At 63.6% G+C, this 24,602-nt stretch carries 23 protein-coding genes; 5 read left to right on the top strand and 18 right to left on the bottom strand.

Annotated elements, in window-relative coordinates:
- Position 1: 1 nt before the first annotated feature.
- The 3 genes from E0702_RS00525 to E0702_RS00535 form a co-directional block, all read right to left on the bottom strand.
- Complete coding sequence (locus E0702_RS00525; protein WP_132041011.1) at positions 2–1,744, bottom strand: 4Fe-4S dicluster domain-containing protein; 1,743 nt, start codon at positions 1,742–1,744, stop codon at positions 2–4.
- Between the two features lie 61 nt (positions 1,745–1,805).
- Entirely contained in the window at positions 1,806–2,429 is a 624-nt protein-coding gene (locus E0702_RS00530; RefSeq protein WP_132041012.1) for a DUF3306 domain-containing protein, read from the bottom strand.
- Positions 2,426–2,857: a DUF3305 domain-containing protein gene (locus tag E0702_RS00535; RefSeq protein WP_132041013.1), complete on the bottom strand. Its 432-nt coding sequence runs from the start codon at positions 2,855–2,857 to the stop codon at positions 2,426–2,428. Before E0702_RS00535 ends, E0702_RS00530 begins: the two co-directional genes overlap by 4 nt.
- Before the next feature lie 108 nt (positions 2,858–2,965).
- On the opposite strand from E0702_RS00535, the gene E0702_RS00540 reads away from it, so the two are divergent.
- Entirely contained in the window at positions 2,966–3,817 is an 852-nt protein-coding gene (locus E0702_RS00540; RefSeq protein ID WP_132041014.1) for a formate dehydrogenase accessory sulfurtransferase FdhD, read from the top strand.
- Here E0702_RS00540 and E0702_RS00545 read toward each other — a convergent pair whose 3' ends face one another.
- Both E0702_RS00545 and E0702_RS00550 read right to left on the bottom strand, forming a co-directional pair.
- Positions 3,818–4,450 carry a helix-turn-helix domain-containing protein gene (locus tag E0702_RS00545; protein WP_132041015.1) on the bottom strand — a complete coding sequence of 211 codons (633 nt, stop codon included), beginning with the start codon at positions 4,448–4,450 and terminating at the stop codon, positions 3,818–3,820. It abuts the gene before it with no gap.
- A gap of 79 nt (positions 4,451–4,529) precedes the next feature.
- Positions 4,530–5,489: a histone deacetylase family protein gene (locus E0702_RS00550; protein WP_132041016.1), complete on the bottom strand. Its 960-nt coding sequence runs from the start codon at positions 5,487–5,489 to the stop codon at positions 4,530–4,532.
- Positions 5,490–5,611: 122 nt separating this feature from the next.
- On the opposite strand from E0702_RS00550, the gene E0702_RS00555 reads away from it, so the two are divergent.
- The gene (locus tag E0702_RS00555) at positions 5,612–8,359 is read left to right on the top strand and encodes a bifunctional acetate--CoA ligase family protein/GNAT family N-acetyltransferase (RefSeq protein WP_132041017.1); all 2,748 of its coding nucleotides are present in this window, start codon (positions 5,612–5,614) and stop codon (positions 8,357–8,359) included.
- Positions 8,360–8,496: 137 nt separating this feature from the next.
- Here E0702_RS00555 and pdxH read toward each other — a convergent pair whose 3' ends face one another.
- The 3 genes from pdxH to E0702_RS00570 all read right to left on the bottom strand — a co-directional run bounded on the left by pdxH (position 8,497) and on the right by E0702_RS00570 (position 10,299).
- On the bottom strand, positions 8,497–9,138 hold the full coding sequence (pdxH, locus tag E0702_RS00560) for a pyridoxamine 5'-phosphate oxidase (protein WP_132041018.1): 642 nt from the start codon (positions 9,136–9,138) through the stop codon (positions 8,497–8,499).
- A gap of 121 nt (positions 9,139–9,259) precedes the next feature.
- Positions 9,260–9,607: a branched-chain amino acid transporter permease gene (locus E0702_RS00565; protein ID WP_132041019.1), complete on the bottom strand. Its 348-nt coding sequence runs from the start codon at positions 9,605–9,607 to the stop codon at positions 9,260–9,262.
- Positions 9,604–10,299, bottom strand: coding sequence for an AzlC family ABC transporter permease (locus tag E0702_RS00570; protein WP_240721627.1), 696 nt, complete (start codon positions 10,297–10,299; stop codon positions 9,604–9,606). The genes E0702_RS00565 and E0702_RS00570 overlap by 4 nt, the downstream gene beginning before the upstream one ends.
- 119 nt (positions 10,300–10,418) lie before the next feature.
- On the opposite strand from E0702_RS00570, the gene E0702_RS00575 reads away from it, so the two are divergent.
- Positions 10,419–11,102, top strand: coding sequence for a cytochrome b/b6 domain-containing protein (locus tag E0702_RS00575; RefSeq protein WP_132041020.1), 684 nt, complete (start codon positions 10,419–10,421; stop codon positions 11,100–11,102).
- A gap of 88 nt (positions 11,103–11,190) precedes the next feature.
- On the opposite strand, the gene E0702_RS00580 is transcribed toward E0702_RS00575, so the two are convergent.
- The 9 genes from E0702_RS00580 to metH form a co-directional block, all read right to left on the bottom strand.
- A complete protein-coding gene (locus E0702_RS00580) occupies positions 11,191–11,664 on the bottom strand; it encodes a c-type cytochrome (protein ID WP_132041021.1) in 474 nt (157 codons plus the stop codon).
- Between the two features lie 103 nt (positions 11,665–11,767).
- On the bottom strand, positions 11,768–12,172 hold the full coding sequence (locus tag E0702_RS00585; protein WP_132041022.1) for a DUF2069 domain-containing protein: 405 nt from the start codon (positions 12,170–12,172) through the stop codon (positions 11,768–11,770).
- Positions 12,169–12,792, bottom strand: coding sequence for an NAD(P)H:quinone oxidoreductase (gene wrbA / locus E0702_RS00590; RefSeq protein WP_132041023.1), 624 nt, complete (start codon positions 12,790–12,792; stop codon positions 12,169–12,171). Before wrbA ends, E0702_RS00585 begins: the two co-directional genes overlap by 4 nt.
- Before the next feature lie 35 nt (positions 12,793–12,827).
- Positions 12,828–13,175 (bottom strand): arsenate reductase (glutaredoxin), encoded by a 348-nt coding sequence (gene arsC, locus E0702_RS00595; RefSeq protein WP_132041024.1) that lies wholly within the window; start codon positions 13,173–13,175, stop codon positions 12,828–12,830.
- A gap of 69 nt (positions 13,176–13,244) precedes the next feature.
- A complete protein-coding gene (locus E0702_RS00600) occupies positions 13,245–13,685 on the bottom strand; it encodes a gamma-glutamylcyclotransferase family protein (protein WP_132041025.1) in 441 nt (146 codons plus the stop codon).
- 44 nt (positions 13,686–13,729) lie between these two features.
- Complete coding sequence (locus tag E0702_RS00605; RefSeq protein WP_132041026.1) at positions 13,730–14,293, bottom strand: DUF934 domain-containing protein; 564 nt, start codon at positions 14,291–14,293, stop codon at positions 13,730–13,732.
- Positions 14,286–15,938, bottom strand: coding sequence for a nitrite/sulfite reductase (locus tag E0702_RS00610; RefSeq protein ID WP_132041027.1), 1,653 nt, complete (start codon positions 15,936–15,938; stop codon positions 14,286–14,288). Before E0702_RS00610 ends, E0702_RS00605 begins: the two co-directional genes overlap by 8 nt.
- A 140-nt stretch (positions 15,939–16,078) precedes the next feature.
- Complete coding sequence (locus tag E0702_RS00615; RefSeq protein ID WP_132041028.1) at positions 16,079–17,407, bottom strand: MATE family efflux transporter; 1,329 nt, start codon at positions 17,405–17,407, stop codon at positions 16,079–16,081.
- 54 nt (positions 17,408–17,461) lie between these two features.
- Positions 17,462–21,181, bottom strand: a complete 3,720-nt coding sequence (gene metH, locus E0702_RS00620; protein WP_132041029.1) for a methionine synthase — start codon at positions 21,179–21,181, stop codon at positions 17,462–17,464.
- A gap of 255 nt (positions 21,182–21,436) precedes the next feature.
- Between metH and nfuA the strand changes: the two genes are divergently transcribed.
- Positions 21,437–22,027: a Fe-S biogenesis protein NfuA gene (gene nfuA / locus E0702_RS00625; protein ID WP_132041030.1), complete on the top strand. Its 591-nt coding sequence runs from the start codon at positions 21,437–21,439 to the stop codon at positions 22,025–22,027.
- 129 nt (positions 22,028–22,156) lie between these two features.
- On the opposite strand, the gene E0702_RS00630 is transcribed toward nfuA, so the two are convergent.
- Positions 22,157–23,197, bottom strand: a complete 1,041-nt coding sequence (locus E0702_RS00630) for a DNA-binding protein (protein WP_132041031.1) — start codon at positions 23,195–23,197, stop codon at positions 22,157–22,159.
- A gap of 199 nt (positions 23,198–23,396) precedes the next feature.
- Between E0702_RS00630 and E0702_RS00635 the strand changes: the two genes are divergently transcribed.
- Positions 23,397–24,590: a tyrosine-type recombinase/integrase gene (locus E0702_RS00635; protein ID WP_132041032.1), complete on the top strand. Its 1,194-nt coding sequence runs from the start codon at positions 23,397–23,399 to the stop codon at positions 24,588–24,590.
- Positions 24,591–24,602 lie beyond the last annotated feature (12 nt).

A 24,602-nucleotide genomic window follows, 5' to 3' on the forward strand; every position in this document is an offset into this window, starting at 1 on the left:
GTCATACCTTGAGTTGTGATTCCGGGTCGCGGGCCATGGACTGCCACACATCCTTTACGCGGCAGTCCTCGCACATCTCGAGACGCGCGGCCGCATCACCGGCAAAGTAGGGGTGATCGGCCAGTTTCGCCTTGATGTTGGCGATGGTGGCGGCGGTCGCGAAGGGCTTGTCACAGCGAATGCAGCAGAAGGGCGCTTCCTCGTGACGCACCTGCCGCTCGGTGCGACTGGGGTCGGCCAGGAAACCCGGCAGCAGATGAATGGCATCCTCGGGACAGGCCTCGACGCACAGGCCACACTGCACGCAGTCGGCCTCGCGATAGCTGAGCATCGGCGTCTGATCGCCGGTAGCCAGGGCCGGGGTGGGACAGTTGCTGACGCAGGCAAAGCAGAGCGTGCAGGCGTCACGATTCACCTCCAGGCCGCCATACGCCGACCCCGGTGGCATGGGGTGACGTTGACCGCTGCTCTCACCCAGAGCCATCAGCCGCGCCAACACTGCTTCGAAGCGCTCGCGCTTGCCATCCCCCGAGAGCACAAGAGGCTCCTCGCCGAGGGGCAGTCGCTGCGGCAGGGCGTCACGGGCGGCACTGTCACCGCGCTGAATACGACGAACCCGACCCGGGTCATGGCCCAGGGCCTCCAGCATCACCTGGGCTTGGGCGATCTGGTCATCGATAAAGGCGCTCAGCGTGGCCGGCAGGTCGGCATGTACCTGGATTCTCACCTCGGCGGCACCCGCGGCCAGGGCGGTGAGCCACTGGTCGTGCCCGGCATTGCCCAATTCCTCCAGCGGTACATCGAGCAGGTGGCCCGCCGGGGTATCTGCCTCACCCTCCAGGTCTGCAGCCTCGACAAAGCGCATCACCGGCGCCTTGCCGCCGGCCTGGCGATAGGCCTCCAGCCAGCTGATGAGTGCCTCCTGCTGGCGAGCGGGTTCGGGCAGGCGGAACTGGATGGCGCCGGTCGGGCAGGCGCTGGAGCAGCTGCCAACGCCCTGGCAGAGGTAGGGGTCGATCTCGATGCGCGACTCGATGCGGCCCTTGTGACTGGAGATGGCATCGGCGGGGCAGACCTCAAGGCAACGCGTGCACCCGACATTGCCGGAGGCGGAGTGGGCACAGAGGTCGGCGTTGATCTGAAAGTAGCGTGGCTTGTCAAACTCTCCAACCAGCTCGGCAAACTCGCTCAGCTCGACGTCACATGCCGAATCCTGGGGGGAGAGGTGCCGATAGCCGGGAGGGAGGAGCTCGAGCTCCAGCACAGGGGAGCGTCCCAGGTCGAGAATCAGGTCGGCGTGGCGACGGCCGAGCAACGCCAGTGCCAGATCCAGAGGGGCGTCCGGGCCATGCAGGCCGATGCTGAACTGCCCGAGATAGCCCTCGATATGCAGCTGGCCACGCTGGGTGGGCGTAAGCGTTCGGGAGGGCAGCTGGCGGGTGCTCTCCAGCAGCGTCTCGAGTTGATCCTCGTCGAGCCTGGCATCATCGGCACTCGGCTCGGTGATCAGCAGTGCCATGGCGGCAAGGCCACTGCGCTGCAGGCGTGCCGCCGCCTGACGCACGCTAACCTCGTCGCCGAGGAGCAGGGCATGCCCGGCACTTTCATAGGTGACGCTGGCCGGTGTCAGGTTGACCGGCCAGGAAACACGCTGTCTCGCCGTCTCGCGGGCGCTGCGGTTGGCCGCATCGTCCACGGTTATGGCGTCAATGGCCACGGTTATGGCATCAATGGATGGTGTCATGCAGCCTCACGGTCGTAGTGTCGCGCTTGTTTTTATTTTAGGAAATATAAAAATATCACATTTAGATAAGCTTATTATCGCCGTCTGTCGCCTCTTCGTCTAATGGACTCTGCGCTGACTCCTCATGGCGCGACAAGCCCTCGACGTCGTCGTCTCGCTGAGCGGCGCATGGCGGCTCGGCAGGGCGTGACGCTTGGGTATTACAATCGATATCATCGTCCGCGTGCTGCGCTTCCTGCGGGGTCTCCTCGAGGGCCTCTTCACTGGGACGAGTCCAGCGGCGCAACTGCTCGGCCATGTCCCGGGCCAACGGCTTGAGCACTTCATGATAGTTCTCGTCATAGTCGTCGAGGCCGTCGCGTATCCCGTAATTGCCGGCCGACCAGAGACGGCGCAGCGCTCGTCGGCGAAGCTGACGGCTGACCCCCTGCTGCAGGTAGGCAGAGAAGTCGGCCTCGGCCGGGAGGGTGTCGGGGTCCGGCAGTGTGTGATCGAGGCTGCCGGGTGCAAGCGGCTCGGCCTCCCGCGTCCCCCCCTCCTGGTGGTCACTCGTCTGGTTGTCACTGGAAGTCGCGTGAGTGGCGTGAGTGTCTGGCTCCTCCAGGGGCGCACCATCGGGCAGTGGCGCTGCCATCTGCGACTCTTCACCCAGCTTGCGTCGCGACCAGCGCTCGAAACGGCTCATGGCGTGATCTCCCGGGCGCGTCCCGCACCCTTGCGTTTCTTCTTGCGTCCTTCCGGCGGCGCCTCGCCGTGGCGGGCCAGGTAGGCTTCGATCCAGGCCTGAATCGCCAGGGGCATCGCCACCTCCAGCACTTCCTGCTCACCGTCCATCCAGCTGCCGGCGACGTCCTGGCTGGCGGTGATCGCCGACGGGACGGGAGGCTCGCCGGCATCGCCGCCACGCACGAAGAGTCGCGGCGTCTCGGAGGTGAGATTGAAACGGTAGGCGGCTCGCTCGGTCATGGTGAGCTGAAGCGTCAGTGTCCAGGGTCCGTCGTCACCCAGGGTCAGCTCACGGATAAAGTGGCGCCGTGAGACAAAGCCCTTGATGCGGGTTGTCTGCTCATCCAGCGTGAGACTTACGGCGCGGTGATTGGAGAAGGCTGTCATGGGGAAAGAATTCTCGAGCGTGGGTGGCTGTCTACATTGAAGACTTTCTGTATCGGGAATGCCATCATGGCCTGCCTACAGTTATAGTTTGCCGGGAGCTCGTAACGGATGCCACCGATCAGCCTTAGCCGCGCCCGCCTGCCCGCCACCCTGGAGATCGAGGTGCTCGATGAGTATGGCGATCACCGTCGCCAGGCGATTGCCGCCGAGCGTCCGCTGACCCTCTATCTCAACAAGCGAGAGATCGTCACCCTGATGACCCTGGGGGCGGATCCCGAGGCGCTGGTGGCGGGCTATCTGCGCAATCAGGGGCTGATAGAGCGTCGCGAGGATCTGGTGGCGGTGCATGTCGACTGGGAGGTAGAGGCCGCGGCGGTGGTCACGCGCCACCTTCCCGAGGATCTCGATGAGCGGCTCGGGCATCGCACCGTGACCACCGGGTGTGGCCAGGGCACGGTCTTCGGCAGGCTGCTGGATGCCGTGCCTCAGCAGCCTCTTTCCGTCGAACCGGTTCGCCAGTCGGTCCTCTATGCACTACTCGAGAATCTGGGCGCCTATAACGAGACCTACCGCAGCGCCGGAGCGGTGCATGGCTGTGCCCTCTGCCGTCAGTCCGAGGTGCTCGACTTCGTGGAGGATGTGGGGCGCCACAATGCGGTGGATACCTTGGCGGGACGTCAGTGGCTGGAAGAGGGGACTGTCGAAGCGTCGGATATCTTCTATACCACCGGCCGCCTGACCTCGGAGATGGTGATCAAGGTGGCCCAGATGGGCATCGGGGTGCTGGTCTCACGCTCCGGGGTGACCCAGAAGGGCGTGGAACTGGCGGAGCGGTTCGGCGTCATGCTGATCGCCCGCGCCAAGGGGCGCCACTTCCAGGCGATCCATGCTGACCGGCGCCTCGAACTCGATGCCATCCCCGCCAGGCGCCCGGGGGACAAGCGACGCGAGAAGGCTTGATCAGGCGGCCTCACCGCGGGTACAGACCGATAGGACAACGGCATCCTGTTCGCTGGTAGAGACCAGAGCATGGCCCATGGCACTGTCGAAGTAGATGCTGTCGCCGCACTCCAGGCGTAGCGGTTCGTAGAACTCCGAGTAGAGCAGGATCTCGCCCTCCAGCACCATCAGAAACTCCTCGCCGTCATGTCGCACCCACTCGCTGAAGTCCTCGAAGGCGCGTGCCCGCACAATGGTCTTGAAGGGGATCATGCGCTTCTGTGCCAGCTCGCAGCTCAGCAGTTCATGTTCATAGGTGGGTGTCGGGTGCAGGTCACCCTGACCACGTCGTGTCAGGTCGCGGCGCCCCATGGTGCGAGTCTGCTGGCGTGGCGGGGAGAGAAGCTGGGGCAGGTCGATGTCCAGCCCACCGATCAGCTTCTGAACGGCGGTGAAGGTCGGTGAGATCTGGTCATTCTCGATCTTCGACAGCGTGGAGCGGGCAAGCCCCGTACGCTGACTGACATCCTCCAGCGTCCACTGGTTGGAGAGACGTATCTCGCGGAGACGCTCGCCGAGGCGCAGCGGTTCCACGAAGGGCTTGCGCCCGGAGGCGATGCGCAGGGCGGCATCCTGGTCGGTGGTGTCTGGCATGTTCTTTTGTTCACTATAGGAAACAGATTTTCCTCAGCTTACCACACCGCCACCGGGTGTCGGCTATCTGCGGTTACCCTCAGGTGCCCTCACCATCACCAGCCTCATCACCGAAAGGCAGTCCGAGCAGTGCCTTGACGTGGGCATCGACGCTGCGTCCCAGTGACGCCAGGTGATAGCCCCCTTCGAGTACCGACACCAGGCGGCCGTCGGCATAGAGCTCGGCAATTTCCAATGCCATCCGTGTGACCCAGTGAAAGTCGTCATCCTCCAGGCAGAGCTCGGCCATATCATCCTCGCGATGGGCGTCGAAGCCTGAGGAGAGCAGCACCAGGTCGGGCTTGAAACGATGCAGCGCGGGCAGCCAGTCATCCTCGATGGCCTGGCGAAAGGCTGCACTGTCGGTGCCGGCGGAGAGTGGCGTGTTGATCACGTTCTGCCACTCGCTACGCAGGTAGCGCCAAGGATAGAAGGGAAACTGGAAGCTGGTGCAGACCAGCACCTCGGGATCATCCTTGAAGATATCGATGGTGCCGTTGCACTGGTGGACATCGAAATCGAGGATGGCGATGCGCCGTGCACCGTATTTTTCTCGGGCGTAGGCGGCACCTACCGCAATATTGTTGTAGAAACAGAAGCCCATGGCGTCGGTGGCTTCGGCATGGTGGCCTGGCGGGCGCACCGCACAGAATACGTTGTCGGACTGGCGGCGAAATACCTGATCGACACCGCGGATCACCGCACCGGCGGCGACGCGTGCCGCCCTGAGGCTGTCGGGATTCATCATGGTGTCACTGTCAAGGGTGACGATACCCGCTTCCGGTACGCACTTGTCCAGGGCACGAAGATGGCGCAGGGGGTGGACCAGAGCGAGCTCCTCCTCGGTCGCCGGGCGCGCCTCTGTCTGCATGGTCTGCTGCAGGGTTCCCGTCAGGGAGAGGCGGGCACGAATTGCCTCGAGCCTCAGAGGGCTTTCCGGGTGCTCTGGCCCCATATGGTGAAGCTGGCAGTCGGGATGCGTGATATATCCGGTAATCATGAGGCTCTCCATGCAGGCTTGGATCACTTTACTTGTCTCCAGCCCTTGCCAGACAGTGTCAATAGGTCGTACACAGTAGGCAGCTACCTCAAGCGCCATGCGCCAACTGCCGGGAGATCTTCGTGAGTACCCGTTTCCTTCGCCACTTCTTCGAACCCGGTACCATCGCCGTGATAGGTGCCTCGGAAAAGCCGGAATCCCTGGGCGGGATCGTCATCCGCAATCTCATCGAGGGGGAGTATCCCGGCGCCATCTGGGCGGTGAACCCCAAGGGCTACAGCAGCGTACATGGTCAACCGGGCTTCTCCCGGGTGTCTCAACTTCCCGAGGTGCCCGACCTGGCGGTGATCTGTTCCCCGATCGAAACGGTACCGGGGCGCATCGCCAGGCTGGGCAGCTTCGGTTGTCGTGCCGCCCTGGTGCTCTCCGGAGGCTCACACCTCGATGAGGAGCGCGACGGCAAGGCCTCGATTCGCAGTCGCATGCTGGATGCCGCCCGGGCCTCGGGTATCCGTGTGCTGGGCCCCGAATGCATGGGCCTGATCGTTCCCGGCCGCCGGCTCAATGCCTCCTACGCCAGCCAGACCATCAAGCGGGGCAAGGTCGCTTACCTGGGGCAGTCGGGTATGCTGGGCACGGCGATGATCGACTGGGCGGCGGGGCGGGGGGTAGGCTTTTCTCACCTGATCACCCTGGGGGACAGCGTCGATGTGCTGCTTCCCGACCTGCTCGATTACATCAACCAGTATTCGCCCAGCCAGGCCATCCTGCTGCATCTCGAGAAGGTGATGGATGCCCAGCACTTCATGACGGCGCTGCGCGATGCGTCGCGCAATCGCCTGGTGCTGGCCATCAAGAGTGGGCGCACCCGCCAGTCCGACCTTACGGAGCTGCCGCCGACCCCGGGAATCGCCAACCGCGACCAGATCTTCGATGCCGCCTTCTCGCGTGCCGGTGTGGTAAGGGTCCATGACTCCGACGAGCTGTTCGACGCCCTGATGACCCTGTCACGGATGAAGCCTCTGCGCGGAGATCGCCTGGCGATCGTCTCGAACGGTCTGGGGCCGGCGATGCTGGCCATCGACAAGCTGATCACTGCCGGTGGCAAGCTGGCAGACTTCACCGAGGAGACGCGTCGAACCCTGCGCAGCGGTGACATGGATATCAGCAAGCCCGGAGAGAACCCCGTCGACCTGGGGGGCAACGCCACCCCGGAGATGATGGTGGATGCCCTGGAAGTGGTGGCGGGAGACCCCAACGTCGATGCGGTGCTGGTGGTACATGCCCCCACTCGACTGGCGCCTTCCAAGATCACCGCCCAGGCGCTGGTGGCCAATCGCAAACGCTTTCGACGTAACCTCTTGACCAGCTTCATGGGGCTGGAGGAGGCCTTTTCCGCCCGGCACGAGTGTAATCTGGCGGGCATTCCGACCTATGTCTCTCCCGAGCAGGCGATCAAGGCCTTCATGCATATGGTGAACTACCAGCGTGTGCAGTCGCTGCTGCAGGAGACGCCACCCAGCCTGCCATTCTCCACGAATCGTGAGATTCGGGTGCGGTGCCGCAAGCTGATCGACTCGGTCAAGGTCGAAGGGCGCGAGACCCTGACCCATTCCGAGGCCGCTCGGGTGCTCGAGGCCTACGGCATTCCGGTGGCGCCAAGCCGTTATGTCACGACGGCCGAAGAGGGCGCCCTGGCAGCACAAGCCTTCGGTGGCAGCTTGGCGTTGAAGGTGGTTCACGAGGGCAACTGTCGGCCATTCCGGTACCGCAAGCACCCACACCGCCTCTCGGCGGGGCTGCTTCAGGACCTGAAGACGCCGCAGCAGGTCGCAGAGGGCATCGAGCTGCTGCGAGAAAAGGTCGCCGAGAACTATCCCGCCTTCGAGGTCCGCGAGTACTGCCTGCAGCCGATGCAACGGGGCAAGCACTCCATGCAGGTGTGTGCGGGAATTACCCGCGACCCGGTATTTGGTCCCGTGGTGGTATTCGGGATCGGCGGTTACAAGGTCAACATCCTGGCCGACCGCCAGGTCGCCCTGCCGCCGCTCAATATGCGGCTGGCCGAGGATCTGGTGGAGCACACCCATGTCGCACGTCTGATCCACGAGCACTCGAGCGACCCCGAGCGTGATATCGATCAGCTATGCCAGCTACTGGTCAAGTTGTCGCAGATGGCCACCGACCTTCTCGAGCTGCGGGGGCTGGAGATCAATCCGCTGCTGCTCAATCGAGATGGCGTGGTCGCGGTAGACTTCGCCATGGACCTGGGGCGTCCGGCACGCTTCGCGATCATGCCCTATCCCGAGGAGCTGAGAGAGTGGACCACGCTGAACAATGGTTGGGAAGTTGAGGTCCGCCCGATCCGGGCAGAGGATGCCCCGCTGATTACCAGCTTCCATGACAAGCTCTCGGAAGAGAGCATTCGATTCCGTTACTTCCATAACAAGGCCGATCTGACCCAGCGCGACCTGTCGATGCTCTCGCATATCAACTACGACCGACAGATGGCCTTTATTGCCGAGCACCTGCTGGAAGATGGTCGCAAGGAGATGCTGGGCGTGGTCAGGGTATGGAACGACCCCGACAACATTCGTACCGAGTTTTCCGTCATCATCCGCGATGATCTACAGGGCTTGGGGATCGGCAGCCTGCTGATGAACAAGATGATCAACTACTGCAGGAGTGTTGGCACGTTGGAGATGATCGGCAAGATCATGGTCGACAACCACCCCATGCGGGCGCTGATGAAGCACCTGGGCTTCAAGCAGCGCTACAACATGGAGGAGCAGGTAGTGGATGCCGTGCTGCGCCTCAACGAGCCCGAAAGCGAATGGCAACGCCACCGCCTGGAGAGCCCGCTGGACTGACCACCAGGGAATGCACCCAGGCAATCCGGGACACTCCCCGGTGTTGGGGGCTGTCCCGGTAGGTGCTGACTCGAGAGGGGCTGTCTCGAAAGGTCTGTCTTGAAAGGTCTGTCTTGAAAGGTCTATCTTGAAAGGGGCTAGGGCGCCAGCCGGAAGTGGTGCCAGCCATCCTCACGCTGCTCATAACGGATGCGATCATGCAGACGGCTGGGCTGACCCTGCCAGAACTCGATCATTTCGGGAATGACGCGGTAGCCGCCCCAGTGGACCGGGCGATGAATCTCCTGCCCCTCGTAGGCCTGCTCGAACCGGCTCTTGCGCTCCTCGATCCAGCCACGGTCGGGAATCACCACGCTCTGGGTCGCGATCCAGGCACCCAGCTGGCTGGCCCGCGGGCGGCTGGCGAAGTACTCATCGGACTCCTGTTCGCTGACCTGCTCGACGCTCCCTTCGATACGCACCTGGCGAGACAGCGATGGCCACCAGAAGGTCAGGGCGGCCCGCGGCACATTGGTCAGCTCGCTGCCCTTGTGGCTGTGGTAGTTGGTGTAGAACACGAAGCCGTTGTCATCGAGCCCCTTGAGCAGCACTACGCGTGCATGGGGGCGTCCCTGGCTGTCCACCGTGGCCAGCGTCATGGCATTGCCATCGAGGCCTTCACTCTCCAGCGCCAGGGTCAACCACTCCTCGAAGAGTGGCATGGGGTCATCGGTCGCCTGTGACTCGTCGAGCTGCCCCCCTTCATAGTCGCGGCGGATGTCGGAAATGTTGCGTGTCATCGTGGTTATCTCTCCTGGAAACTGATGTGCATGGTCGCCGCTTCGCTGGCGTAGCTCAACCGTTGATTTTGATCGTAGTCAGGATTCCTGGCACTTGGTATGGGCAAAGAGAGTGGCGCTCCTATACCACCCAGCCAAGCTGCACCATCGCCATATAGCCCCCGGTGCCACCGATGATCGACAGCAGCGCGTTGCGCCGCCACAGATGCAGCAGGGCGACGATCAGCGAGGCGATGATCATCGGCCAACCGTTGGCGCCGGCATTGAGGTGGCCGTCGAGCAGGGGACGGAAGTCCCGCAAGGCATAGATCACCAGGATCATCATCACCGTGGGTGGCAGGTAGCGTCCAAGGTGCAGGATAAGGGGATGGTCAGCATGTCGCGCGAGAGCCACGAATGGGGTGACCCGGGTGGCGAAGGTCGCCAACGCACAGACGATGATAAATATCAGCAAGGCTGAGGTGCTCATGTGCGAGTCTCCCGGTGGCGGTCGAGTGAGTAGTGAAACAGCAGGATCAGGCTGGCCGCACCGATAGCGCTCAACAGCAGATGGCGATCAGGCACCAGCCATATCCCGACGAGCCCGGTCAGCAGGGCGATGGCAAAGGGTAGCCAGCGACGCAGCCGGCGTGCCTGCTCGAGGGTGAGCACGATAAACAGCGCCGTCAGGGCAAACTCGATCCCCTGACTGTTGAAGGTCAACGTGGTGCCTGCCAGGACCCCGAGAATGGAGCCGAGCACCCACCAGATCTGATTGAGCAGACTGATGCGAAAGGCCAGGAGATGGTCATTGCCGTGTACGTTAGGCAGGGTGGTGATCAACGAATAGGTCTCGTCGGTCAGGGCAAAGATCATGTAGGGCTTGCGCCAGCCCGCACCCTGAAAGCGCTTGAGCAGCGATAGCCCATAGAAGAGGTGGCGGGAGTTGAGCATCAACGTGGCCACTGCCAGCTCCACCAGCCCGGCACCGGCGGCGAGGAGTGCCACGGCGAGAAACTGACCTGCGCCGGCATAGATGATCAGTGACATCAGTACCGCCGCCCACCAGGGTACGCCGACCTCCACGGCCAGGATGCCATAGGCGGCGCCCAGTGGCAGGTAGCCGAACATGACCGGCAGTGTGAGCTTCCCGGCTTCCTTCCAGGCGTGGGCTGGCGACACGGTGATAAACTCCCTTGCTGCTGATGGATGAGGGTAAGTGATGCCAGCTATATTAAGGTAGATCCACCGGCTTGGCAGCTTTTGACAAGAAATTCGACTTATATTGGCAAGGAGGCGAGATGACGCGACTGATGGTCTGGGATATTCCCGTACGGCTCTTCCATTGGTCTCTGGTGGCCCTGGTGGGACTATCCTTCTACACCATGAAGACGGAAGGGGCGCCCTTCGTCTTTCCCATCGAGATTCATGCTCGGGCGGGCTATCTGCTGGTGGGGCTTCTGCTGTTTCGTTGGCTCTGGGGCCTGTTGGGCAGTCCCCATGCGCGATTTACAAGTTTTCTATACCCGCCGGGCCGCATGATCGACTATGGTCGTCGGCTGCTGCGTGGCACGGCACCTCGCTATGCCGGTCACAACCCGCTGGGGGGCGCCATGGTGCTGTTCATGCTGGTATCGCTGACATTTCAGGCGGCAAGTGGTCTATTTCTGACCGACGACATCTTCTTCGATGCCCCCCTCCACGGCTGGGCAAGCAACGAGATCGTCAAGATCCTCGCCTCGCTTCACTCCCTGAATGCCGACCTGCTGGTGGTGTTGATCGCCGCGCATCTAATAGCGCTGCTGTTCCATTGTCTCAAGGGTGAGCGGCTGGTGAGCGCCATGATCACCGGCCGCAAGGCGCTCGATGATTGCCCGGAGGATGAGCCGGTGGGGGGACCAAAGCCCAGGGTCGCGTCTCTCTCCCTGGTGCTGGTGGTGCTCGCGCTCTCTTCCTTGCCCGTTATCTGGCTCTGGAACGCGTGATCGGCGGTGTTCTGTAAAAGCCACGGGGCGGTCATCGGGCCGCCCCGTGGTTTACGATCTACATTCGTTATCTCAAACGGCAGGGGGCTCACTCGGCGCGGTAGTCGTCGTGGCAGCCCTTGCAGCTCTTGCCGACGGCACCGACCTGGGCGCGCAGGGCGCTGAACGCCTCACCATCCTTCACCATCTGGGCCAGGGTGGCAGCTTCCTGCTCGAAGGTCTTCTGACGCTCCTCAAAGCCTGCCCAGTCGTCGCCAATCTTGGCCAGAGCGCCGGTCTCGACACCGTGGCCGTCACCCCTCAGGGTGCCTTCCATGAAGCCTTCCCAGGGCAGGTGAGCAACGGCGGCCAGGTTGTTCGCACGCGTGGCAAACGCCTCCTCGTCGTACTCCATATCGCCCTTGGCCATGGCGCCCATGGGCCCCATCTGCCAGCCCATCACGCTGAGGGCGGATTGGCGATAGTGGATGGCGTCTTCGGGCTCGGCGGCCTGAGCGACGATTGGCAGCGCCAGGGTAGCCGATAGGCCAAGGGCGATCAGCGGGCGAAACGTTACGGTCATCACGAGCTCCTTTCGATCTTTTCGATTCGTTTTCTAATGCTGGCTGTGTGTCAGTCGACTGGCTCGACAGGCACCACCCTCACAAGGCTAGCATGGAAGAGAGTCAGCTGCCGGGGCTGGTGGCACGCAGCTGACGGCTGCGAAAGCGCGCATAGCCGGTGCACCCGGTGAACAGCGCCAGGGAGACGAGCGCCTCCAGTGAGCCGCGTAGCCCCTGGCCTGGAAGCGTGGCGACCATGACTCCCTGGGCAAAGTAGAGCAGGCTGACGAAGGCCAGCCAGGCATGACCACGGGGGCGCCTGCCGATCAAGGATGGCAGGAAGAGTATCAGGGGGAGCACGAAGGCAACGATAGGCACCAGCGGACCGCTGTCGCCATCGATCTGCAGGCCGCGGTAGACCATCAGTGCCACCAGCAGGGTGTAGCTGCCCAGCACCAGTCGACGCATCCTGGCGGTCAACAGATCGAGGCCCTTGGCATTTTCCAGGCGTTCCAATGCGGCCCTCATGAGCGCTTCTCCTGCAGAGGGGCCAATGCCAGGGCGAGGCGTGCCAGCCGGCGCCCCTGGGCCTGGGCCAGGGCGCGCTCATGATCATCGAGGGGCTGGTCACTGCGTTTGCCGGCGAGGTGGCTGGCTCCATAGGGTGTTCCGCCGCGGGTCGTCTCCATCAGTTCGGTCTCGCTATAGGGCAGTCCAGCATAGACCATGCCGTGGTGAAGCAGGGGCACCAGCATCGTCAGCAAGGTCGTTTCCTGGCCCCCGTGCAGGCTCGAGGTCGAGGTGAAGGCGGTCGCCGGCTTGTCGATCAGGGCGCCGCCTAGCCATAGCTCGCTGGTGCCATCGAGGAAGTGCTTGAGGGGGGCCGCCATATTGCCGAAGCGTGTGGGGCTGCCGATGGCCAGGCCAGCACAGTGGCGCAGGTCGTCCAGAGAGGCGTAGACCGCCCCTTCGGCGGGAATCTCGGGATCCACCGCCTCACAGGTGGGGGATACCGGTGGCACGGTGCGCAGTCGCGCCTCGATGCCGCGCAGGGACTCCACGCCGGCGGCGAGGCGCTCGGCCATGGCCCGGGTGGCACCATGGCGGGAGTAGTAGAGAATCAGCACATAGGGCAGGGAGGCGCTCATCGGGACTCCTGAGGCTCGGGGAAAGGGGGGAAGTATCAATCGAGCAGGGCGAGAATGTCCTCGGGTGGGCGCCCGATGATGGCACGCTTACCATCGTCGGCAATCGGTCGTTCCATAAGCCGCGGATGCGCCATGATTGCCTGAACCACCTGCTCCGGGTCACGGGCGTCGGCGGCCAGCTTCTGCCACTCGCTCTCCTTGGTGCGCACCAGGCGCTCGACACCGCCCTCCAGGCGCTCGATCAGCGCGCGCAGCTCGGCGTCACTCAGCGGCTCGTCAAGATAGCGGCGAATCGCTACCGGGGCACCCTTTTCTTCAAGCAGGGCGAGAGCCTGACGTGATTTCGAGCAGCGAGGATTATGCATCAGGGTAATCTTGGTCATGGACTCTCCGCGGACGTGGTGGCCAATTGCCGGCGACTCGCGGCATTGTAGCAAGTGCCGCGCTGTGTCTCACGGGGAGGACGTCCGTGCCTCATCCGGCAGGCGTCGATAGACCCAGGCCTCGCTGCCGTCGGCGAGCGTGTGGCGCACCCGCTCGTAGCGAATGCCCAGGCGCTCATAGCGGTCGAGCCGGGCAAGTTCTTCGGCATCGACGATCAACACCTCCCCCGGCACGCGCTCACCGGGGGCCGGCTCCAGATCGAGTCCGGTCCGGCGCCAGCCCTCGAGGCTGGCTGGACGGGTCTCGACCTCATCACCGATCACGATCCAACGCACCACGGGCACGCGCAGGGTGCCGTAGACATACACCGCATGGGGCCCCTCGGCGATGGGCTCGAGGTGCGCGGGGCGTTCATAGAGGAAGGGGCTGAGCAGGGTCAGCCATAACCAGCCTCCCACCATGAGTGGGAGGCCGAGGAGGGTCGTGGTCAGCAGAACGCGAGGGCGCATGGGCGGATACGATACCCATGATGACAGGTGACAGACAACGGGGGTCAGGCAAAGGCGGTCTGTGGGCGTTCGTCGCGCTCAAGCTCAAGAGCCTGCCCGCGTAGGCGAAACAGCGGTTCGGGCTGATCCACCCCGGGCTGATAGGCGCGGCTGAAGACCTGCAGATTGCGCAGGGCATCTTCCAGCCACTGGTCTTCACGCAGCGAGAAGCCATCGAATCCGCAACGGCGCATGTAGAAGAGCTGGTCGACCAGCACATCGCCGATGGCGCGTATCTCGCCGTGATAGCCATGGCGTTCACGCAGCAGGCGAGCCAGGCTGTAGCCCCGCCCGTCGGTGAACTTGGGGAAGTCGATGGCCACCAGGGGAGCCTCGGCGAGGCGGGCGGTCAGGGGCTGGTCGAGCTCGGTATCGGCTGCCAGCCAGGGGGCACGCAGGTCGCAAGGCTCCTCCTCGAGCCACTGGGTCAGGGGCACGATGCAGGGCGTATCGGTCGTCGCCTGGCCCTCGCGGACCAGCTGCCAGCCATCGCTGGCCGGCTGGTCTCGGAAGAGATAGGGGCGCCGGGTGGCAGGCAGGGGGGCGGTGTGGGGGGCATGATCAGGCATAGACACGCTCCTTGAAGGGTTTGAGTCCGATACGACGGTAGGTGTCGAGGAAGGTCTCGTCATCGTTGCGCTCACCGACATAGACCTTGAGCAGGGTGTCGATGACATCGGGTACCGCGTCGCGGCTGAAGGAGGGGCCTAGGATCTTGCCCAGCGATGCCGCATTTCCCTGGGTGCCGCCCAGCGAGATCTGGTACCACTCCTCGCCCTTCTTGTCGACGCCGAGGATGCCGATATGACCGACATGGTGATGACCGCAGGCGTTCATGCACCCGGAGATATTGAGGTCGAGCGGCCCCAGGTCATAGAGAAAATCCAGGTCCTCGAAGCGCTCCTGAATGGCCTGGGCCACCGGGATCGACTTGGCGTTGGCCAGGGCGCAGTAGTCTCCTCCGGGGCAGCAGATCAAGTCCGCCAGTGTGCCCACCGTGGGGTTGGCCATGCCGAGGGTTTCCAGCTCGCGCCATAGCGCTTCCAGGCGATCCATGGGCACGTCGGTAAGCACCAGGTTCTGTTCATGGGTGACGCGTATCTCGCCGAAGCTGTATTCGTCGGCGAGGTCTGCCACCTGATGCATCTGCTTCCAGGTGACGTCGCCAGGGGAGTGCTCGCGCCGTTTCAGGGAGAGGGTTACCGCCTTGTAACCGGAGATCTTGTGGGCGTGAACATTGTTGGTCATGAAGCGGCCGAAGGCGCGCTCCCTGCTGCGTAAGGCCTCTACCTCGTCAATGGCCTTCGCCGAGACGGGGCGGCGCTCGGGATCCTCGAAATGCGAGGCCATCCGCTCGAGGCTCTCCCGGGTGAGGGTCTGGGGACCATCCTTCAGGTGCGCCCACTCCTCGTCGACACGCCGTCGGAACTCCTCGACGCCGAGTGCCTTGACCAGAATCTTGATGCGCGCCTTGAACTTGTTGTCACGGCGACCAAACAGGTTATAGACCCGGACCAGTGCCTCGAGATAGGTCAGCAAGTGTTGCCAGGGGAGATCGTCACGGACCACCTCGCCGATCATCGGCGTGCGGCCCAGGCCACCGCCGGCCAGCACCCTGACTCGCACCTCACCCTGGGCATCTCGCCACAGCCGCAGGCCGACATCGTGAACCTGAATCGCGGCGCGGTCCTCGCGGGCACCGGTCACGGCGATCTTGAACTTGCGCGGCAGATAGGCGAATTCCGGGTGGAAGGTGGACCACTGGCGAATCAGCTCGCACCAGGGCCTCGGGTCGACCTCCTCATCCTCGGCCACCCCCGCGAACTGATCGGTAGTGGTGTTGCGGATATCATTGCCGCTGGTCTGAATGGCATGCATCTGCACGCTGGCAAGCTCCGCCAGCATGTCCGGCACGCTCTCCAATCTGGGCCAGTTGAGCTGCAGGTTGGTACGGGTGGTGAAGTGGCCATAGCCGCGGTCGTAGTCACGCGCCAGATCGCCCAGCTTGCGCAGCTGATAGGAAGCGAGCATGCCGTAGGGGATGGCGATGCGCAGCATGGGGGCATAGCGCTGGATATACAGGCCGTTCTGCACACGCAGCGGCAGGAACTCCTCTTCGCTCAGGCGCCCGGCCAGGTAACGCTCCATCTGGTCGCGAAACTGGGCCACGCGTTCGTTAACGAGAGTCTGGTCGTGGGAATCGTAGCGGTACATTCAGCCATCCTGCAGCGATGAAAGTGGCAGTGCATGGGCTGTACGATACGCGCACCCTCTTATTGTTTAAAAGAATAAAAAGGCATAGTTTTTATACTTAAAGTAATTAGACCCGCCCTCGAAACGTCCTGGGCGCCCCCTCATACCACGAGTCGCTGCCAGCGTCGGCGCTGCCAGATTCCCGCAAACCACAGGGAGTTCAGGGAACGATAGACGAGCTGTACCCACCAGATGCCGACCAGCCCCTGCTCGAGCCAGACGCCTACCAGCCAGGCCAGCGGAAGGAAAAGCAGCCACTGCAGCGACAGGGTCGTGGTCATCACCGTGCGATTGGCACCGGCCCCGAGCAGTGCCTGGGCAAGAACCAGTGCCGCGGCATCGAGCACGATCATCAGCGCCGTCAGCCGCAGCGGCAGGCGCGCCAGCTCGATCAGGGCTGGATCGTGCAGAAACAGGCCCAGGACGGCGTCGGGCAATAGCACCATGGGCAGCGCGATAAGGGCCAGGCACAGCCAGGCGAGGTACACCACCTCCCAGCCCCAACGGTGGGCATCGGCCAGCTCATCGCGTCCGAGCGCCTGGCCTACCAGGCTCATGGCCGCCATGCCCAGGCCTACGCCGGGCAGGATCATCAGCAGCGAGAGATTGACCAGCACATGCCCCACCGCGACGCTGGCGGTGTTGACCTGCCCCAGAATCCAGAACAGTACCGCGTAGCCGGCCGCAAACCACAGCTGCTGGAAGGAGTGAGGCCCGGCCAGGCGCAGGGTGGTCAGCAGGGTGAGACGGTGCGGTAGTGCCGCCAGCAGGCCACCGGGCCTGGCATGACGCAGGCTGGCAAAGGCCCAGATCACCGCTCCGACGAACAGCGAGAGGGTGGTGCCGGCCCCTGCGCCCGCAGCGCCCATGGCCGGCAGTCCCAGGTATCCGAAGATCAGTCCCAGGCTCGCGACCACGTTGATGGCGTGCATCACCAGAATGATGCGCAGGTAGAGGCCGGTCCGCTGAATGCCGTTCCAGTAGCCGCGAAAGCAGAAGATCATGGCCACGGCGGCAAGCGACAGGACGCGCCAGCGGAAATAGGCCACCGCCTCGGCATTGACCGTGGGATCCTGATTGATCAGCGCCATCAGCGTCGGCGCCTGCCACAGGCAGAGCAGGGTGATCGGCAGTGAGAGCACGGTGGCGATCAGCAGGCCGGCATTGAGCGGCATGGCGAGTCGTGTCCAGGCCTGCTCACCATGGCGTCGTGCGGTCTGGGCCTGCACCCCGGAGGAGAGTCCGAATACCAGGGCGGTGACCATGAACATCACATAGCCGCCGATCCCCACCCCCGCCAGCGGGACTTCGCCTAGCGAGCCGACCATGGCGGCATCGATCAGATTGATCAGGCTCTGGGAGAGCATGCCGGCGATGATCGGCAGTGAGAGGCGCAGGATGGTGCGACGACGTGTGGCGTGAAGCAGCATGGTGATCCGCAATAGAGGAGGAGGTGGGCCGCCTGGCTGGCGACCCACCGTGAATCAGGCGGGGTCGTAGGAGAGCACCGGCATGAGCCAGCGCTCCATCTCCTCGACTCCCATGCCCTTGCGGCTGGCCAGGCTCTCCACCTGTTCACGGGTAATCTTGCCGGTGGAGAAGTATTTCGACTGCGGATGCGAGAAGTACCATCCCGCCACGGCGGCGGCGGGCCACATGGCGAAGTTCTCGGTCAGGGTGAGGCCGGACTGCTCGGTGGCGTCGAGCAGCCTGAACAGGATTGGCTTCTCGGTATGGTCGGGGCACGCCGGATAGCCTGGTGCCGGGCGGATGCCCTGATACTTTTCGGCGATAAGGGCCTCGTTGTCCAGCGCCTCATCGGGTACATAGCCCCAGAACTCCTTGCGCACCCGTTCATGCAGGCGTTCGGCGAAGGCCTCGGCCAGACGGTCGGTAAGCGACTGCACCAGAATGGCATTGTAGTCATCACCGGCCGCCTTGTACTGCTCGGCGAGCTCCTCGACACCGTGGCCCGTGGTCACGGCGAAGCCGCCGATCCAGTCCGCTTTGCCACTCGGCTCTCCCTTGTCGTCGTAACGGGGCGCCACGAAGTCGGCCAGGCTATAGCACACACCGTCGCGGTTCTTGGTGGTCTGCTGGCGGATATGGTGAAGCCGTTCGATCACCTCGCTGCGGGAGTCGTCGGCATACACCTCGATGATATCGTCGTCGACACTGTTGGCGGGCCAGATACCGATCACGCCCCGCGCTGTTACCAGCTTTTCGTCGATCAGCTTGCGCAGCATGGCCTGGGCATCGCGGAACAGGCTGCGAGCCGCCTCGCCGACCTTGGCGTCGTCGAGAATCTTCGGGTACTTGCCGACTAGCTGCCAGCTCATGAAGAAGGGAGTCCAGTCGATCCGCTCGACCAGTTCATCGAGATCATAGCCATCGAAGGTCAGTGTGCCGGTCATGGCCGGCTGTGGCGGGGTGTAGCGGCTCCAGTCGGTCTTGAACTTGCGCTGACGAGCCTGCTCATAGGTCAGGTCTGCCCCCTTGGGGCGTCGCTTGGCGTTACGTTCGCGCACGCTCTCGTATTCGCTCTGGATCTCGGCAATGTATCCGGGCTTCATTTCCGGAGAGAGCAGCCTGGAGGCGACGCCCACCGCGCGGGAGGCGTCCGGCACGTAGATCACCGGGTGCTCGTAGCCGGGATCCACCTTGACCGCGGTATGTGCCTTGGATGTCGTGGCGCCACCGATCAGCAACGGTAGTTCAAAGCCCTGGCGCTGCATCTCCTTGGCCACGCCGACCATCTCATCCAGCGACGGCGTGATCAGGCCCGAAAGGCCGATGATGTCGGCGTTTTCCTCCCGAGCCGTCTGCAGGATCTTCTCCGCCGGCACCATCACCCCCAGGTCGACGACGTCGTAGTTGTTGCACTGCAGGACGACGCCGACGATATTCTTGCCGATGTCGTGAACATCGCCCTTGACGGTCGCCATGACGATCTTGCCCTTGGCCTGGGTCGTTTCGTCCTTTTCCGCCTCGATATAGGGCAGCAGGTGCGCCACCGCCTGCTTCATCACTCGAGCGGACTTGACCACCTGGGGGAGGAACATCTTGCCGGCGCCGAACAGGTCACCGACCACGTTCATGCCATCCATCAACGGTCCCTCGATGACCTCGATAGGGCGGTCGAACTGTAGGCGCGCCTCTTCGGTGTCCTCGATGATATAGGCGGTCACCCCCTTGACCAGCGCATGCTCGATGCGCTTGGCGACCTCCCAGCCACGCCACTCCAGGTCTTCCTTCTTGTCCGCGCCACTACCGCCGCCCTTGTACTTCTCGGCCAGGTCGAGCAGTCGCTCGGTCGCATCGTCGCGCCGGTTGAGCACCACATCCTCTACCGCATCGCGCAGTTCGGCATCCAGGTCATCGTATACCCCCAGCTGACCGGCATTGACGATGCCCATGGAGAGCCCGGCGCGAATGGCGTGATAGAGGAATACCGAGTGGATCGCCTCGCGCACCACGTTGTTGCCGCGAAAGGAGAACGAGACATTGGAGACGCCGCCGGAAACCTGGGCGTGGGGCAGGTGCGTGCGGATCCATTCGGTCGCCTGGATGAAGTCGACGGCGTAGTTGTTGTGCTCCTCGATCCCGGTAGCGATGGCGAAGATGTTGGGGTCAAAGATGATGTCTTCGGGAGGAAAGCCGATCTCATCGACCAGCAGGCGATAGGCGCGTTCGCTGATCTCGGTCTTGCGCGCAAAGGTGTCGGCCTGGCCGGCCTCGTCAAAGGCCATGACGACCACGGCGGCGCCATGGCGGCGGCAGACGGTGGCGTGCCGGCGAAACTCCTCTTCCCCCTCCTTGAGCGATATGGAGTTGACGATCGCCTTGCCCTGGATGCACTTGAGACCGGCCTCGATGATCTCCCACTTGGAGGAGTCGATCATGATCGGCACCCGGGAGATATCCGGCTCGCCGGCGATCAGGTTCAGGAAGCGGACCATGGCCTCCTGGGAGTCCAGCATCCCCTCGTCCATGTTGATGTCGATGACCTGGGCGCCGTTCTCCACCTGCTCCAGGGCGACCTCGAGAGCGGTGGTGTAGTCCTCCTCCTTGATCAGGCGCTTGAAGCGCGCCGAGCCGGTCACGTTGGTGCGCTCGCCGACGTTGACGAACAGCGAGTCGGGTCCGATGTTGAAGGGTTCGAGGCCGGAGAGACGGCAATTCTTGGGGATGTCCGGCAGGTGCCGCGGCGTCATGCCCTGAATGGCGTGATGGATGGCGGCGATATGCTCGGGAGTGGAGCCACAGCAGCCACCGATGATATTGACCAGGCCGCTGGCGGCAAACTCCGCCACGATGGCCGCCATCTCTTCGGGAGACTGATCATATTCGCCGAACTCATTGGGCAGGCCGGCATTGGGGTGGGCCGAGACGTAGGTGTCGGCCTTGCTCGACAGCTCCTCGACGTAGGGACGCAGCTCCGCGGCGCCAAGCGCACAGTTGAGGCCCACCGAAAGTGGCTTGGCGTGGCGCACCGAGTTCCAGAAGGCCTCGGTGGTCTGCCCCGAGAGGGTGCGGCCAGAAGCATCGGTGATGGTACCGGAGATCATCACCGGCAGACGCTCGCCGCGTGACTCGAAGAGCTCTTCCAGGGCGTAGATCGCCGCCTTGGCATTGAGGGTGTCGAAGATGGTCTCGATCATGATCAGATCGGCACCACCCTCGATCAGCGACTCGGCGGCTTCGAGGTAGTTCTTGCGCAACTCATCGAAGGTGACATTTCGCTTGGCTGGATCGTTGACGTCCGGGGAGAGTGAGGCCGTTCGCGAGGTGGGGCCAAGTACGCCGGCGACATATCGGGGCGTTCCGGTCTCGGCAGTCACCGCATCGCAGACCTCGCGCGCCAGTCGCGCCGCCTCACGGTTGATCTCGGGGACCTGCGCCTCCATGCCATAGTCCGCCTGAGACAGGCGAGTGCTGTTGAAGGTGTTGGTCTCGACGATGTCGGCGCCGGCCTCGAGATACTCGCGGTGGATGCGCGACACCAGCTCCGGGCAGGTCAGTACCAGGAGATCATTGTTGCCCTTGAGATCCGAGGGCCAGTCGGTAAAGCGTGCCCCGCGGAAGTCATCCTCGGAGAGGCCGGCGTTCTGGAGCATGGTGCCCATGCCTCCATCGAGCATCAGGATGCGCTCGGCGAGACATTCGATCAGGGTGGTGGTTTGGGCAGTGGGAGCGGCGGCCATGGTGGGAATCTGTCTCCAGCGAAGGTGTCCGATATTCATGACCGCCGTTGTGCCTCGGGGCATCTTCTACGTCGCGGCCTCTGTCAAGCCGGTCATGGTAGCAAACTGCTCGCCGTGGGGGCAGGTGAGTGTTTAAAAACCCACCAATTCACTCGGGATTGTTTCGCCGCGTTCCGTGTCTTACCATTAGCGTCATCACTTTTACCCGGTACGCGGCGATTTCGCCGCTGCCGCGCACCGACAGCGGGAAATAGCATGAGCGAACCGATCCAGATTACCGATAGTGCCCAGGACTACCTCGCCGAGCTGCTCGAGAAGCAGAACGTCGAAGGGATCGCGGTACGCATCTTCATCACCCAGCCAGGCACTCCCTATGCCGAAACCTGCCTGGCCTACTGCCGCCCCGGCGAAGAGGAACCCACCGACGAGAAGCTGGAGCTGCCCAAGCTGGGTGTCTTCCTGGACAAGAACAGCCTGCCGTTCCTCGAGGAGGCGGTCGTCGATTTCAATGCCGATCGCATGGGGGGACAGCTGACCATCAAGGCGCCCAACGCCAAGATGCCCAAGGTCAATGCCGATAGCCCCCTCGCCGATCGCGTCAACTACGTGCTCTACAGCGAGATCAACCCCGGTCTGGCGGCCCATGGCGGGGAGATCAAGCTGGTCGAACTGACCGACGAGAACGTGGCGATACTGGCCTTCGGTGGTGGCTGCCAGGGCTGTGCCGCGGTTGACCTGACGCTCAAGGACGGTGTCGAGCGCACTCTGCTGGAGCGTATTCCGGAGCTGGGTGGCATCCGTGACGTGACCGACCATAGCGACACCACCAACGCCTACTACCGCTAAGCTGCCCCCGAACCCAGCAGGGCTCGTACCAACGGCTCGACCGGCAGGGCTATCTGGCGCCACACGTTGGGCTCCGCCTTTAGGCGGGGCTCTTCTTTTTTTCATGGCTTATGGTCAGCGAAGACTGCCTCAGAGACGGTGGTCAGACGGATCGCCTTGCCTATTATCACCGGCCGACTTATTTGAGTCGCTCGCCTCTTCCGAGGCCCCCTTCGGCGCCTGCCACAGGCAACGATAGAGCTGTTGCTCCAGGCTTCTCACGCGCTCTACCTGTTCCTCCAGATGTCGCTTCTGCTCGTCGATGCGTGCCTGCAGCAGTGACTGCTCATGCTGGCGAATCTCGGCCAGCGCCTCCGCCTGGCGGCGGGCCCAGTCCACCTCGCGATGGTGCTTCTCCTCATTGGCAAGCCTCGCGCGCAACTCCTGCAGCTGCGACTCCTGACGCTCGAGGCGCCTCTCCAGCTGTTCCTCTCTTCCGGCCGCCGCCTTCTCACTGGCCAGTCGCTCCTGGCGTGCCTGGTCGAGCAGGGTCATCAGGCGTGTCTCGGCGCTTTCGTGGCGTTGCTCCTCCTGTGTCAGCTTCTCGCGGTGCGCCTCCTCACATGCCTGCATGGCCTGCTGATGCTCCTGCGCCATTCGGCTAGCCTCGTCTCGATGACGCTGCAGCAGCGACTCCGCTTCGGCCAGACGCGTGGAGACACGGTTCTCGGCTGCCTTCAGCGTCTCACACTGCGCCTGGCTCGTTGCCAGCTCCGCACTGAGCGCCTCCAGGCGCTGCTCGGTGCCGGACAGGTGGCTGGCCAGGGCCGCTTCACGCTGCCTGGCATCGTCCGCCTGTCGGCGAGCGTCGGCCACCGACTCCTGCGCCTCCTCCACCTTGCGATCCGCCTCTTCGCGATAGTGGCGTAGCGCCTCGTTGGCGCTCTCCTGGGCCTGGCGCCAGAGCCCCTCGGCCAGCTCTTGAAGAGCGGCCGGCATGCCGCGGGGTGGAGGAACGTCGCGGTTCTCCTCGCGCTGCTGTCGCCAGTTCCGCAGATGATCGCTGATCGTCGTAAAGCTGCCGGTTCCCAGTATCTCGCGAATCTTCTGCACGCTGGGGGCATCGCCTCGAGACAGCAGCTCGTCGATGGCCCGTTGTACGTCTTCGTAGGTCACGCCGATGCGCGCCATGAGGCTCTCCTTGTGCCACCTCTTGGATCGATATGCGGCGCAGCATAGCGGTATTCAGAAGAGAATGGAAGATAATTACATTATACGTAATACGTAAAATACGTTACGATAAAAATAAAAAAGCAAGATTACGCGCCTTATCTTGATTTTTATTATCAGTCCACGGGAAACTGGCCGGCAGGAGCAAGGAGAGGGGTTGATGGGGCGCCAGACAAATGAAGTTGTGTTCGAGGAGTCGCCGCGGCTACCAGCCATGGCGGAGCGGGGCGGCTATATCGCCGCGCGCAGCGATGCCGAGGCAGTGGGCGAATGGTTGGCGGAGTACCGCGCCAGCCCCAGGACGCAGCGCGCCTATCGTCGCGAGGCCGAGCGGCTGCTGTTATGGCTCGCCGAACGGACCATGACCCTCGACCAGGTGCGACGAGACCATTTGGAGGCCTTCGAGGCCTTCCTCGCCGATCCCCAGCCGAGATCGCGCTGGGTCGGGCCACCGCGTTCACGTCACGCCGAGGAGTGGCGACCCTTCCGCGGAGCGCTCTCGCCGGCCAGCCGTCGCCAGAGCCTGGTGATCCTGCAGGGCATGTATGCCTGGCTGGTGGAGGCGGGGTGGGTGAGCCACAACCCCTTCCGACTGATGCGCGACAAGCGACGGCGACTCGATAACCGCCTGGCCGGTATCGAGCGTTATCTAGAGACGCCGCTGTGGGAGTGGTTCTGGGGCTGGTTGAACGGCGCGAACAGGTCGAAGGCGGAGGAGGGGGCGTCATCGCGCGAGCGCTACGAGGAGGCCCGCCGACGCTTTGTCTTCGGCTTCGCCTACCTGCTGGCACCGCGTATCGCCGAGATGAGTGCCGCCCGAATGGGGGATTTCCAGCGGCGCGAGGGGCGCTGGTGGTGGAGCGTGATAGGCAAGGGGGGCAAGTTCGCCAGCATTCCCGTGCCACCCGACATGCTCTTGCTGTTGAAGGAGTGGCGAGCGGTTCTGGGCCTGAGTCCGGAGCCCCAGCCGGATGAGGCGACGCCACTGCTGCGCGCCCTGGATGGCAGGCGAGGCATCGGCGACAACCGCCTCTATCGGCTGATCAGGCAGGCCTTTACTCAGGCCGCAGACGACCTGGAGGTAATGCAGGGGGAGGGCGCCCGCGACTGGGCGCTACGCCTGCGCCAGGCCACACCCCACTGGCTGCGCCATACGGCGCTGACCCATCAGGCTCAGGCCGGGGTCGAGCTGCGCTACCTGGCGGCCACGGCGCGGCACTCGCGACTGGACACCACCGCCCGCTATCTGCACGCCGAAGACGAGGCCTGGCACCGGCAGCAGGCTCGCCACGGGCTCGGCGGGAGAGAAGAGGGTCGGGCCGAGGCGGACGGCGTGGGGGAGGAGCCGGTATAATCACTCCATTCA

Source organism: Halomonas marinisediminis, from assembly GCF_004347715.1.
GTDB classification, from domain to species: domain Bacteria; phylum Pseudomonadota; class Gammaproteobacteria; order Pseudomonadales; family Halomonadaceae; genus Halomonas; species Halomonas icarae.